Source organism: Kitasatospora sp. CB01950, assembly GCF_001905465.1.
Lineage (GTDB): Bacteria > Actinomycetota > Actinomycetes > Streptomycetales > Streptomycetaceae > Kitasatospora.
In genome coordinates, this window is record NZ_LISX01000004.1 from 362,312 (window position 1) to 374,884 (window position 12,573).

The 12,573-nt window shown below is 72.7% G+C and carries 9 protein-coding genes; 2 read left to right on the forward strand and 7 right to left on the reverse strand.

Annotated elements, in window-relative coordinates:
• Nucleotides 1-4 precede the first annotated feature (4 nt).
• The gene (locus AMK19_RS13570; protein WP_073811397.1) at nucleotides 5-1,105 is read right to left on the reverse strand and encodes an ADP-ribosylglycohydrolase family protein; all 1,101 of its coding nucleotides are present in this window, start codon (nucleotides 1,103-1,105) and stop codon (nucleotides 5-7) included.
• A 125-nt stretch (nucleotides 1,106-1,230) separates the two neighbouring features.
• Complete coding sequence (locus AMK19_RS13575; protein ID WP_073811399.1) at nucleotides 1,231-3,813, reverse strand: bifunctional FO biosynthesis protein CofGH; 2,583 nt, start codon at nucleotides 3,811-3,813, stop codon at nucleotides 1,231-1,233.
• A gap of 183 nt (nucleotides 3,814-3,996) precedes the next feature.
• Here AMK19_RS13575 and AMK19_RS13580 point away from each other — a divergent pair, with 183 nt between their 5' ends.
• Nucleotides 3,997-5,175 (forward strand): LolA family protein, encoded by a 1,179-nt coding sequence (locus tag AMK19_RS13580; protein ID WP_073811402.1) that lies wholly within the window; start codon nucleotides 3,997-3,999, stop codon nucleotides 5,173-5,175.
• A 163-nt stretch (nucleotides 5,176-5,338) separates the two neighbouring features.
• A complete protein-coding gene (locus AMK19_RS13585) occupies nucleotides 5,339-6,583 on the forward strand; it encodes an extracellular solute-binding protein (RefSeq protein WP_073811404.1) in 1,245 nt (414 codons plus the stop codon).
• Here AMK19_RS13585 and rarD read toward each other — a convergent pair.
• From rarD to AMK19_RS13610, 5 genes are all read right to left on the reverse strand, one after another.
• The gene (gene rarD, locus AMK19_RS13590) at nucleotides 6,464-7,465 is read right to left on the reverse strand and encodes an EamA family transporter RarD (RefSeq protein ID WP_083646754.1); all 1,002 of its coding nucleotides are present in this window, start codon (nucleotides 7,463-7,465) and stop codon (nucleotides 6,464-6,466) included. The two genes, AMK19_RS13585 and rarD, sit on opposite strands and share 120 nt — an antisense overlap.
• 143 nt (nucleotides 7,466-7,608) lie before the next feature.
• Entirely contained in the window at nucleotides 7,609-8,646 is a 1,038-nt protein-coding gene (locus tag AMK19_RS13595) for a 2-oxoacid:ferredoxin oxidoreductase subunit beta (RefSeq protein ID WP_073811406.1), read from the reverse strand.
• On the reverse strand, nucleotides 8,643-10,610 hold the full coding sequence (locus tag AMK19_RS13600) for a 2-oxoacid:acceptor oxidoreductase subunit alpha (RefSeq protein WP_073811408.1): 1,968 nt from the start codon (nucleotides 10,608-10,610) through the stop codon (nucleotides 8,643-8,645). Before AMK19_RS13600 ends, AMK19_RS13595 begins: the two co-directional genes overlap by 4 nt.
• A gap of 144 nt (nucleotides 10,611-10,754) precedes the next feature.
• Complete coding sequence (locus AMK19_RS13605) at nucleotides 10,755-11,414, reverse strand: response regulator transcription factor (RefSeq protein WP_073811716.1); 660 nt, start codon at nucleotides 11,412-11,414, stop codon at nucleotides 10,755-10,757.
• Between the two features lie 70 nt (nucleotides 11,415-11,484).
• Nucleotides 11,485-12,498: a polyprenyl synthetase family protein gene (locus AMK19_RS13610; protein WP_073811410.1), complete on the reverse strand. Its 1,014-nt coding sequence runs from the start codon at nucleotides 12,496-12,498 to the stop codon at nucleotides 11,485-11,487.
• Nucleotides 12,499-12,573: the final 75 nt, after the last annotated feature.

Sequence of the window (12,573 nt, forward strand, 5' to 3'; positions counted from 1 at the left end):
GGGCTCAACTGCAGGCCGGGTAGCGGGTGTTCCAGCCTTCGGTGCCGTGCAGGGCGGGGCCGTGCAGGAGTTCCAGCACCAGGTCGTCGGCGAGTTCCAGGATCGCGCCGCGGCCTTCGAGTTCGGCGAGCAGCTCGGGCGGGAGTGCGGTCTCGCCGTGCAGGGCGCCCAGCAGGTTGCCGCAGATGGATCCGGTGGAGTCGCTGTCGCCGGAGTGGTTGACGGCCAGCAGCAGGCCGCTGCGGACGTCCTCGGCGACCAGGGCGCAGTACAGGCCGATGGCGAGCGACTCCTCGGCGGTCCAGCCCTCGCCGAGTTCCTCGACGCGTTCGGCGGACGGCACGCCGGCCCGGACGGCGTCCAGGGCGGCGCGCAGGGCGGCGGTGGTCTCGTCGTGGCCGGGGCGTTCGGACAGCAGCGCCAGGGCGAGGTGGACGCCCTCCTCCAGGGTGCCGCCGCCGGCGACGGCGTGGACGATCACGGCGAAGGCCCCGGCGGACAGGTAGCCGGTGGGGTGGCCGTGGGTCAGTACCGAGCATTCGACGGCGAGTTGGAAGACCAGGGCCGGGTCCCAGGCGGTGAGCAGTCCGAACGGGGCGGCGCGCATCACGGTGCCGCAGCCCTTCGAGTCGGGGTTGCGCGGCTCCTCGACGGTGGGCAGCGGCCCGTCCTCGGTGCCGGCCAGGCCGGACAGGCAGGCATTGCCGGGGGCGCGGCGTTCGTACAGCCACTCCTCGCGGCCGAGCCAGCCGAGGTCCTTGCGGCGCTCGTCGGGCCCCCAGTCCTGCTGGGTGGCGTACCAGCGCAGGTAGGCGCGGTGCAGGTCGGACGGCGGGTGCCAGAGGCCGCTGTCGCGGCCGATGTGGGAGCGGATCAGGCCGTCGACGGTGAACATGCTCATCTGGGTGTCGTCGGTGACGGCGCCGCGCCGCCCGTAGGCGGGGACGTAGCCGGTGACGCCCGCCTCGCCGTGGGTGGCGCGGATCTGCTCCAGCTGTTCGAACTCGATGCCGGCGCCGAGGGCGTCGCCGATCGCACCGCCGAGCAGACAGCCCCGCACCCGGCTGCGGAAGTCCTGCTGCTGGGCGCGTGACCACAGGGGCATCACGGGTGGGGGCCTTTCGGTCGGCGGCGTCGGACAGCAGACGCACTGTATTCGAAGGTCCGGTCGAAACCGCCGGGCTCCACCGAACATCCATCCGCCCGTGGTCGGGAGGCCTCCCCAGGGCCTCAGTCGAGCACGGGCAGCAGCCGGGGCAGGTGCCCGTCGGAGGCGAGGGCGGCGGCCCGCCGTTCGGCCGGCACCTGCCCGTAGTCGGTGGTGCGCTGCCGGGCGGGACGGCCGGCCAGGGCGGCGATCGCCTCCAGGTCGCGGACCGACTTGTAGGAGCCCCAGGAGGAGCCCGCCATCCGGGAGATGGTCTCCTCCATCAGCGTGCCGCCGAGGTCGTTGGCGCCGCTGCGGAGCATCTCGGCGGCGCCCTCCGCGCCGAGCTTCACCCAGCTGGTCTGGATGTTGGGGATGTGCGGGTGCAGCAGCAGCCGGGCCATCGCGGTGACCGCCCGGTTGTCGCGCGCGGTCGGGCCGGGCCGGGCGATGCCCGCCAGGTACACGGGCGCGTTGGTGTGCACGAACGGCAGGGTGACGAACTCGGTGAACCCGCCGGTGCGCTGCTGGAGTTCGGCGAGCAGCCGCAGGTGGCCGAGCCAGTGCTTCGGGGTGTCGACGTGCCCGTACATCATGGTGGACGACGAGCGCAGGCCCAACTCGTGGGCGGCGGTGACGACTTCGACCCAGGTCGCGGCGGGCAGCTTGCCCTTGGTGAGGATCCAGCGCACCTCGTCGTCGAGGATCTCCGCGGCGGTGCCGGGGATGGAGTCAAGCCCGGCCTCCTTCGCGGCGGCCAGCCAGTCGCGGATCGACAGGCCGGTGCGGGTGGCGCCGTTGACGACCTCCATCGGCGAGAACGCGTGCACGTGGATGCCGGGGACGCGCTGCTTCACGGCCCGGGCGATGTCGAAGTACGCGGTGCCGGGCAGGTCGGGGTGGATGCCGCCCTGCATGCACACCTCGGTCGCGCCGACCTCCCAGGCCTGCTCGGCCCGTTCGGCGACCTGGTCCAGCGAGAGGGTGTACGCGTCGGCGTCGGTGCGGCGCTGGGCGAACGCGCAGAACCGGCAGCCGGTGTAGCAGACGTTGGTGAAGTTGATGTTCCGGGTGACGCAGTACGTCACCTCCTCGCCGACGGTGTCGCGGCGCAGCTGGTCGGCGATCCGGGTCAGCGCGTCCAGCGCGTCGCCGTCCGCGTGGAACAGCGCCAGGGCCTGGTCGTCCGTCAGCCTGGTCGGGTCGTCGGCGGCGGTGGACAGCGCGGCGCGCACGTCGGTGTCGAGTCGGCGCGGGACGGGGGCGGCGGCCTGTTCGCGCAGGGTGTCCCAGTCGCCGTAGACGTCGTCGAAGTCGGAGCGGCGGTCGCCGGTGCGGCCTTCGGTGTCGACGGTGCGGAACAGGTCGGTGCGGCCGCCGCCGGTCATCGGCTCGTCGGGTTCCTGCCAGGGCAGGCCGGCGGGGCGGCGGCCCTCGACGGCGAGGCCGGTGGCGGGGTCGGCGAGGGCGCGGACGTGCGGCAGCAGGCGGGGGTCGAGCCAGGGCTCGCCGCGCTTCAGGTACTCGGGGTAGATCGTCAACCGCTCGCGCAGCGTGTACCCGGATTCGGCGGTCCGCTCGGCCAACTCTTCGATGTGCGGCCAGGGGCGTTCCGGGTTGACGTGGTCGGGTGTCAGCGGGGAGATGCCGCCCCAGTCGTCGAGTCCGGCGCCGATCAGCAGCGCGAACTCGGCGTCCACCAGGTTCGGCGGGGCCTGGATCCGGGCGGCGGGGCCGAGCACCAGCCGGGCGACCGCCACCGCGGCGGCCAGCTCGGACAGTTCGGCGTCCGGCATGGCCCGCATCGCGGTGTCCGGCTTGGCCCGGAAGTTCTGCACGATCACTTCCTGCACGCCCTGGTAGGCGCGGGCCACCTTGCGGATCGCCAGCAGCGATTCGGCGCGTTCCTCGTAGGTCTCGCCGATGCCGATCAGCACGCCGGTGGTGAACGGGACGGCGCTGCGTCCGGCGTCCTCCAGCACCCGCAGCCGGACGGCCGGCTCCTTGTCGGGGGAGCCGTGGTGCGGGCCGCCGGGCTCCGACCAGAGGCGGGTGGCGGTGGTCTCCAGCATCATGCCCATCGACGGGGCGACCGGCTTGAGGCGCTGGAAGTCCGTCCAGGACAGCACGCCGGGGTTCAGGTGCGGCAGCAGCCCGGTCTCCTCCAGCACCCGCACGGCCATCGCCCGCACGTACGCCAGGGTGTCGTCGTAGCCGTGCGCGTCCAGCCACTCGCGGGCCTCCGGCCAGCGGTCCTCGGGGCGGTCGCCGAGCGTGAACAGGGCCTCCTTGCAGCCGAGTTCGGCGCCCCGGCGGGCGATGTCCAGCACCTCGTCCGGGGACAGGTACAGCCCGTGGCCGTCCTTGCGGAGCTTGCCCGGCACGGTGACGAAGGTGCAGTAGTGGCAGCGGTCCCGGCACAGCCGGGTCAGCGGAATGAACACCTTGCGCGAGTACGTGATGACCCCGGGGCGGCCGGCCTGCTCCAGCCCGGCGTCGCGCAGCCGCGCGGCCACCCGGCACAGCTGCTCCAGGTCCTCGCCCCGCGCCCGGAGCAGCACCGCGGCCTCCGCGACGTCCAGCGCCACCCCGTCCCGGGCCCGGCGCAGCGCGCGCCGCATCGCGTTCGGGGTGGGGTAGTCGGACTGCGGAGGCTGCTGGCTCATGGATTGGACCCTACGCGAGGCGTACACCTGCGGGACGACAGAACCCTGAGGGTGTCTCAGGGTCGCAATGCGCCGGATACAACGCGAGACGTACCGCGATCTGCTGCCGCCGGGCGACGCGCCGAACGGGCGTGCGGGGCTTCAATGGACAGTGACAGCAGACGGACTCTGAAGGGGGCCGCAGTGGAGCAGGAATCCACCGCAGTACAGGACTTGACGCCGACCCGTCCCGGTCGTCGGCGCACCGCCGTGCGGATCGGCGTGCCCGCGGCGATCGCCACCGTCGTCGCCGTCGGCATCGGCCTGGTGCCCGCGCTGGCCAGCGACGAATCGCCGAACCTGCCCGCGATCAGCGCCCAGGACCTGGTCGCCAAGGCCCTCTCGGCGAACACCGACACCTTCACCGGCACCGTCCGGATCAACGCCGACCTGGGCCTGCCCACCGCGCTGACCGACGTCGCCACCGGCTCCGGCCCGATCGGCGAGCTCGCCCGCGGCGCCGGTGCGAAGACCGGCTCCGCCGACCCGCAGACGAAGGCCGTCGAACTGCTCGGCGGCTCGCACACCCTGACGGTCGCCGCGGACGGACCGGACCGCCAGAAGCTCACCCTGGCCAGCCAGAAGTCCGGCTACGAGCTGGTCCACAACGGCGACCAGGTGTGGGCGTACGACCGCAACTCCCAGCAGGCCCTGCACCTGACCGGCGCGGGCGCCGACGGGCGCCACCCGGACGGCAAGGAGGGCATCGGTTCGGTCACCCCGCAGGAGATCGCCAAGCAGCTGCTCGAACACTCCGCCGACACCACCTCGGTGACGGTCGACGGCACCGAGCGGGTCGCCGGGCACGCCGCGTACAAGCTCAGCATCAAGCCCAAGCAGGCCGGCTCCACGGTCGCCGAGATCCGCGTCTCGATCGACGCCGAGAAGGGCATGCCGTTGGCCGTGCAGCTGCGCACGGTGGACGGCGCGACCGCGTTCGACGTGCGCTTCGGCACCCTGTCGTACGCCAAGCCGGACGCCAAGACCTTCCAGTTCAGCGCCCCCAAGGGCGCGAAGGTGATCGAGCGCTCGGACGGCAAGCTGTCCGACAACCCGATGCCGTCCGTCCCGGGCCTGCCCTCGCTGCCGACCGGCGACGGCGCCAAGGGCGGCGTCCTCGGCGAGGGCTGGACGGCCGTCGCGCACGCCGAGGTGGGCGCGGACGCCGCGAAGGGCCTCGCCAAGTTCGCCGGCCGTCCGGTCAAGGGCGGCACCCTGGTGTCCAGCCGGGTCGTCAACGCCCTGATCACCAACGACGGCAAGGTGTACGTGGGCGCCGTCACCCCGGAGACCCTGGAGCAGGTCGCCGCCTCCGGCAAGTGACCACCGTGCGGGGCCCCGGGGTCGACCGACCCCGGGGCCCCGCCTCGTCGTTCCGACCCTTGCGCGACCCTTGACGCGGCTCGGGCGAACCGGTGGGATGGTAGGCCGCCGCGGACCGTTCGTCCGCCGTTCGCCCACCCGTTCACCCGCCGCTGGGAGCACCGTGCCGATCCGCCGCCGCTCAGCCCTGTTCGGCGGGCTCGCGATCGCCTGCGCCGCGGCCCTGGCCCGCTGCGGACCCGCCGCCGCGGACGCCGGGAACCACCCCGCCGGGCTGCTGGAGGTGACCTCCGGCTGGACCACCGACCCCGACCGCACCGGGATGCAGGCCCTGCTCGCCGTCCTGAAGGGCCGGGCCCCGGACGTCACCTTCGTCTCCGGTGACGGCTCCACCGCGACCGACCCGGTCGCCCGCCTCGCCGACGGCCGCCCGCCGGACAGCCTCCACTGTTCCGGCGGCACCGAACTCGCCGAGCTGGCACCGCACTTGGAGCCCCTCGACAGTCTCGCCCGGAGCCGCCGGTGGACCTCCGGCCTGCCCGCCGGGCTCCAACCCCGACTGCGCGTCGGACACACCCTGTACGGCGTCCCGGCGGGCGTCCGCCGCACCAACCTGCTCTGGTCCAACCGCCAGGTGCTGGCCGACGCCGCCGCCGACCCCGCGCCCGCCGACCCGGGCCTGCTGATCGCCCAGCTGCAACGCGTCACCGCCACCGGCCGCACCGCCCTCGCCGTCGGCGGCCCCGCCGAGGTCCTCCACCTCGCCGAGACCGCGCTGCTGGCCGCCCACGGCCCCGACGCGTTCGGCGCCCTCTGGCGGCCCGGCGGCCCGTGGAACTCCCCCGCCACCACCACCGCCCAGCGCGTCCTGGACGCCCTGCTCGCGCACGCCGCCCCGATCACCCCGGACGCCGACTGGACCGACGCCGCCCGCCTCCTCGGCACCGGCCAAGCCGGCTACCTGCTCACCGGCGACTGGGCGGACGCCTGGCTGCGCACCGACCTCGGCCTGCGCGCCGACGCCGACTACCGCTGGGCCGCCGCACCGGGCACCGCCGGCCTGTTCCAGTCCCGCGCCGACGTCTTCACCCTCCCCCGCGGCGCCCACCACCGCACCGCCGCCCTCGCCTGGCTGGACGTCTGCGCCGGCCTCGACGGCCAGGTCGCGCTCAACGGCGCCCGCACCGCCGTCCCGGCCCGCACCGACCTGCCCGAACCGACGCTGGCCATGTTCGGCCCGTACGCCCGCTGGTCGCTGGACGAGTGGCGGCAGCGCCGCTCCCTCGACTCACTCACCCACGGCGGTCTGCTCGGCGGCCACCGCCGCGCCGCCGTGCTGGCCGCCGCCACGGCCTTCACCACCCACCGCGACAGCACCCGCCTGGCGCGCGACCTGGCCGCCGCCTGACCGCACCCGCCGCAACGCGTCCACGCTCAGCACCACCAGCGCCACCCACACCAGCCCGAAACCCGCCCAGCGGGCCGGCGACATCGACTCGTGGAAGACCGTCACGCCGATCAGGAACTGGAACATCGGCGCCAGGTACTGCAACAGCCCCAGCGTCGTCAGCGGCACCCGCAGCGCCGCCGCGCCGAAGCACATCAGCGGCACCGCCGTGATCACCCCGCTCGCCACCAGCAGCGCGGTGTGCCCCCACCCGTAGTGCCCGAGGCTGCCCTCGCCGCGCACCCCCAGGTACACCAGGAACCCCAGCGCGAACGGGAACATCACCGCGCTCTCCACCGCCAGGCTCTCCGCCCCGCCCAGCGCCACCTTCTTCTTCAGCAGCCCGTACGTCGCGAACGAGAACGCCAGCGTCAACGCGATCCACGGCAGTCGGCCGTACGCCACCGTCAGCACCGCGACCGCGGCCACTCCGACCCCGACCGCCGCCCACTGCGCCGTCCGCAGCCGCTCGCGCAGGACCAGCACGCCGAACGCGATCGTCACCAGCGGATTGATGAAGTACCCGAGGCTCGTCTCCACCACGTGCCCGGCGTTCACGGCCCAGATGTACACGCCCCAGTTCACCGAGACGGTGACCGCCGCGAGCGCCAGCATCGCCAGCCTCCTCGGCTGGCGCAGCAGCGGGCGTATCCACCCCCACTTCCGCCGCACCAGCAGCATCAGCACCACCGCGAGCAGCGACCACACCATCCGGTTCGCCAGGATGTCGGCCGCCCCGGCCGGCTCCAGCAGCGGCCAGAACAGCGGGAACAACCCCCACATCCCGTACGCCGCAAAGCCGTTCCACAACCCGACCCTGGCCTCCTGCGAACCCTCCGCCATGGCCCTGCCCTTCACCCGCGCACGAAACGTCCTCCGAAAGGTAGCGGCACGCGGGTGAAGGTGTCATCTCCAAAATGGAAAATGACTACTGACAAGTAATAGCGACCCGCCGGGAGCGGGCCCGTCCCGACGTCTCCGGTCCGCTACTCGGCCACCGTCCAGGTGCTCGACCCCGTCAGCAGACCGGCCAGTTCGCCCCGCCCCTTCTGCTCCTCCGCCAACGCCAACTGGTCTGCCATCTGCACGTCGTAGACGTCCCGGCGGACGTCCCGAAGGACACCGATCGGCGTGTGGTGCAGGGTGTCCGCATCCGCCAGCCGGGTCAGCGCGAACGCCGTGGCCGGGCTGCTCGCGTGCGCGTCGTGCACCAGGGCCGTCCCCTCCCCGAGCGGGGCGATCCGCAGCTCCCCGTCCGGCCCGCGCACCACGTGCCGGTCCGCGCCGACCAGGACCGGCTGCCCGTGCTCCAGCCGGACGATCGCCTCGTCCCGGGTGCCCGGCTCCTTCAGGATCTCGAACGCCCCGTCGTTGAAGATGTTGCAGTTCTGGTAGATCTCCACCAGCGCCGTGCCCTCGTGCTGCGCGGCCGCCCGCAGCACCGACTGAAGGTGCTGCCGGTCCGAGTCGATCGTCCGCGCCACGAAGCTCGCCTCGGCCCCGATCGCCAGCGACAGCGGATTGAACGGCGCGTCCAGCGACCCCATCGGCGTCGACTTGGTGATCTTCCCGACCTCGCTGGTCGGCGAGTACTGCCCCTTCGTCAGCCCGTAGATCCGGTTGTTGAACAGCAGGATCTTCAGATTGACGTTCCGCCGCAGCGCATGGATCAGGTGATTGCCGCCGATCGACAGTGCGTCCCCGTCACCCGTCACCACCCACACCGACAGGTCGGGACGGGACGCGGCCAGGCCGGTGGCGATCGCCGGGGCACGCCCGTGGATCGAGTGCATGCCGTACGTATTCATGTAGTACGGGAACCGCGAGGAGCAGCCGATGCCGGAGACGAAGACGGTGTTCTCCCGGCGGATGCCGAGCTCCGGCATGAAGGACTGCACGGCCGCGAGGATCGCGTAGTCGCCGCAGCCGGGGCACCAGCGCACTTCCTGGTCGGTCTTGAAGTCCTTCGCGGTCTGCGGTCCGTCGGCCTTGGGGACGAGCCGCAGAGCGGGGAAGTCGGTCATCGGGTCGCCTCCGCGTCGAGCGTGCCGATCGCCGCGTGCAGCACGTCGGCGAGTTGGGCGGCCTTGAACGGCAGGCCGCGCACCTGGTTGTAGGACTGCGCGTCGACGAGGTACTTGGCGCGCAGCAGCAGGGCGAGCTGTCCGAGGTTCATCTCGGGGACGATCACCCGCTCGTACCGGCGCAGCACCGTGCCGAGGTTGGCCGGGAAGGGGTTGAGGTTCCGCAGGTGGGCCTGGGCGACCTGGCCGCCGTCGGCCCGCACCCGGCGCACGGCGGCGGCGATCGGGCCGTAGGTGGAGCCCCAGCCGAGCACCAGGACGCGGGCCTCGCCGCTCGGGTCGTCGACCTCGACGTCGGGGACCTCGATGCCGTCGATCTTGGCCTGCCGGGTGCGGACCATGAAGTCGTGGTTGGCGGGGTCGTAGGAGATGTTGCCGGTGCCGTCCTGCTTCTCGATGCCGCCGATCCGGTGTTCGAGGCCGGGGGTGCCGGGGACGGCCCACGGGCGGGCGAGGGTGTGCGGGTCCCGCTGGTAGGGGCGGAAGGTGCCGTCGGGGCCGTTCGGCTCGGTGGCGAACTCGACGCGCAGGTCCGGGAGTTCGTCGATGTCCGGGATCTTCCACGGCTCGGAGCCGTTGGCCAGGTAGCCGTCGGAGAGCAGGAACACCGGGGTGCGGTAGGTGAGCGCGATCCGGGCGGCGTCGAGCACGGCGTCGAAGCACTCGGCGGGCGTCGCGGGGGCGACGATCGGCACCGGGGCCTCGCCGTTGCGGCCGAACATCGCCTGCAGCAGGTCGGCCTGCTCGGTCTTGGTCGGCAGGCCGGTGGACGGGCCGCCGCGCTGGATGTCGACCACCAGCAGCGGCAGTTCCAGCGACACGGCGAGGCCGATGGTCTCCGACTTCAGCGCCACGCCGGGGCCGGAGGTGGTGGTCACGCCCAGCGCGCCGCCGAACGCCGCGCCGAGCGCCGCGCCGATGCCGGCGATCTCGTCCTCGGCCTGGAACGTCCGGACGCCGAAGTTCTTGTGCTTCGACAGTTCGTGCAGGATGTCCGAGGCGGGGGTGATCGGGTACGAGCCGAGGAACACCGGCAGCCCGGACCGCTCCCCCGCCGCGACCAGGCCGTACGACAGCGCCAGGTTCCCGGAGATGTTGCGGTACGTGCCGGCGGGCAGCTTGGCCGGCAGGATCTCGTAGGAGACCGCGAAGTCCTCGGTGGTCTCGCCGAAGTTCCAACCCGCCCGGAACGCCGACACGTTGGCCTCGGCGATCTGCGGCTTCTTCGCGAACTTCTGCCGCAGGAACAACTCGGTGCCGTGGGTGGGCCGGTGGTACATCCACGACAGCAGGCCGAGCGCGAACATGTTCTTCGCCCGCTCGGCGTCCTTGCGGGCCAGCCCGCTGTCCTTCAGCGCCTCCAGCGTCAGCGAGGTCAGCGGGACGGGGTGCAGCCGGAACGCCTCCAGCGAGCCGTCCGTCAGCGGGTCCCTGTCGTAGCCGACCTTCGCCAGCGCTCGCTTGGTGAACTCGTCCGTGTTGACGATGATCTCGGCGCCCGCCGGCAGGTCCGGCAGGTTCGCCTTCAGCGCCGCCGGGTTCATCGCCACCAGCACGTCGGGGGCGTCGCCGGGCGTCAGGATGTCGTGGTCGGCGAAGTGCAGCTGGAAGCTCGACACGCCCGGCAGGGTGCCTGCGGGGGCGCGGATCTCCGCCGGGAAGTTCGGCAGCGTGGACAGGTCGTTGCCGAACGCCGCCGTCTCCGAGGTGAAACGGTCGCCGGTGAGCTGCATCCCGTCGCCCGAGTCGCCGGCGAACCGGATGATCACCCGGTCCAGCCGTCGGATCGGCTTGGCCGCCCGCCCGCACCCGTCCTGCGGGCCCGAACGGGGCGAGGCCGGGCCCGTCCGGCGCTCGCCGTCCGGGCCGTCCACTGCCTCTGACTGATCGACCTGACTGGTCACTGCCGCGGACCTCCTCGAAAGGGAGCCAGCAGCGGGCGTGAGCCGTGTGCCCCGTCCGCCTGGCGCACCAAAAGGAATCCTAAACAGGTAAAGCACGACGGGAAGGGAACTCGCGAAGACCGCCACGGCGGGTCCCCCCGCCGGTCACGACTCCAAATACGCGAGCACCGCGAGAACCCGCCGGTGATCCTGCTGGCTCTGGCCCAAACCCAGTTTCTGGAAGATGTTCGACACATGCTTCTCGACCGCACCGTCGGACACCACCAGTTGCTTGGCTATCGCGGCGTTGGTCCGGCCCTCCGCCATCAGCCCCAGCACCTCGCGCTCACGGGGCGTCAGATTCGCCAGCGTGTCGACCTGCCGGCTGCGGCTCAGCAGCTGCTGCACCACCTCCGGGTCCAGCGCCGTCCCGCCCTGCGCGACCCGGGTCACCGCGTCGACGAACTCCCGCACGTCGGCGACCCGGTCCTTCAACAGGTACCCGACCCCGCGGGTCGAACCCGCCAGCAGCTCGCCCGCGTACTGCTCCTCCACGTGCTGCGACAGCACCAGCACACCCAGCTGCGGATACCGCTTGCGCAACTCCACGCACGCCCGCACCCCCTCGTCGGTGTGCGTCGGCGGCATCCGCACGTCCGCCACCACCACGTCCGGCAACGAGCCCTCCTCCTGCAGCCCGTCCACCACCCGCAGCAGAGCGTCCCCGTCCCCGACCCCCGCCACGACCTCCATCCCCCGGTCCGTCAGCAACCGCGTCAACCCCTCCCGGAGCAACACGGAATCCTCGGCGATCACCACACGCAACATGCACCGAACCCTAGCGGGCGCGAGAGCGCGAAACCGCGCCCGCCTGCGTCCCGCACCCGCACCCGTCTCACATGGTGCGAATCGCCACCGTGTCGCAGAGCTCCTGCAGCGCCGCCTTCGCCGAGCACTCCGGCAGCGGGTCCAGCAGCGCCCGCGCCTCCTCCGCGTAGCGCAGCGTCTCGCGGCGCGCCCGCTCCAGCGCGGGGTGCCGACGCAGCAGGCGCAGCGCTTCCGCGTGGGCGGCGTCGTCGGACGCCAGGTCGCTGTCGAGGAGTTCCCGCACCCGCACGTCCTCCGCGTCCGCCGGGTCGACGGGCATCTGGCGCAGCAGCAGCACGGGCAGCGTGGGGACGCCTTCGCGCAGGTCGGTGCCGGGGGTCTTGCCGGATTCGTGGCCGTCGCTGGCGATGTCGAGGACGTCGTCGGCGAGCTGGAACGCGGTGCCGATGCGCTCGCCGTACTGGGTGAGCAGGTCGACGATCCACGGTTCGGCGCCGGCCATCATCGCGCCGAAGCGGCAGGAGACGGCGATCAGCGAGCCGGTCTTGCCGGAGAGGACGTCCAGGTAGTGCTGGAGCGGGTCGTCCTCGGGGCGGGGCCCGACGGTCTCCAGGATCTGGCCGGTGACCAGTCGTTCGAACGCGTCGGCCTGGACCTTGACGGCTTCGGGGCCGAGGTCGGCGAGCACCTGGGAGGCGCGGGAGAACAGGAAGTCGCCGGTGAGGATGGCGACCGAGTTGTCCCAGCGGCTGTTGGCGCTGGGCGCGCCGCGCCGTACGGGGGCCTCGTCCATGACGTCGTCGTGGTACAGCGTCGCGAGGTGGGTGAGTTCGACCACCACCGCGGACGTCACGACGCCGGCGGCGGCCGCGTCGCCGAACTGGGCGGCGAGCATCACGAGCAGCGGCCTGAACCGCTTCCCCCCGGCCTCGATGAGGTGGCTGGCGGTCACCGTGATGAAGGGCACGTCGCACTTGACGGCCTCGATCAGCGCGGCCTCCACGGCCTCCATCCCGGCCTGGACGTCGCGGGTCAGATCGCGGTCCTGCACGCTCAGCCCGAAGGGCCCCACGACGGTCACGCTGACCACTCCTGTCCCTGGTCGATCCAGCGGGCCGGTCCCTCAGCGCCGCCGATGCACATACAAGGCAGCGTA

Bases quoted from the DNA above. Each gene is read 5' to 3' on its own strand.
- AMK19_RS13570 (WP_073811397.1), bottom strand. From the start codon at position 1,105: ATGCCCCTGTGGTCACGCGCCCAGCAGCAGGACTTCCGCAGCCGGGTG.
- AMK19_RS13575 (WP_073811399.1), bottom strand. From the start codon at position 3,813: ATGAGCCAGCAGCCTCCGCAGTCCGACTACCCCACCCCGAACGCGATG.
- rarD (WP_083646754.1), bottom strand. From the start codon at position 7,465: ATGGCGGAGGGTTCGCAGGAGGCCAGGGTCGGGTTGTGGAACGGCTTT.
- AMK19_RS13595 (WP_073811406.1), bottom strand. From the start codon at position 8,646: ATGACCGACTTCCCCGCTCTGCGGCTCGTCCCCAAGGCCGACGGACCG.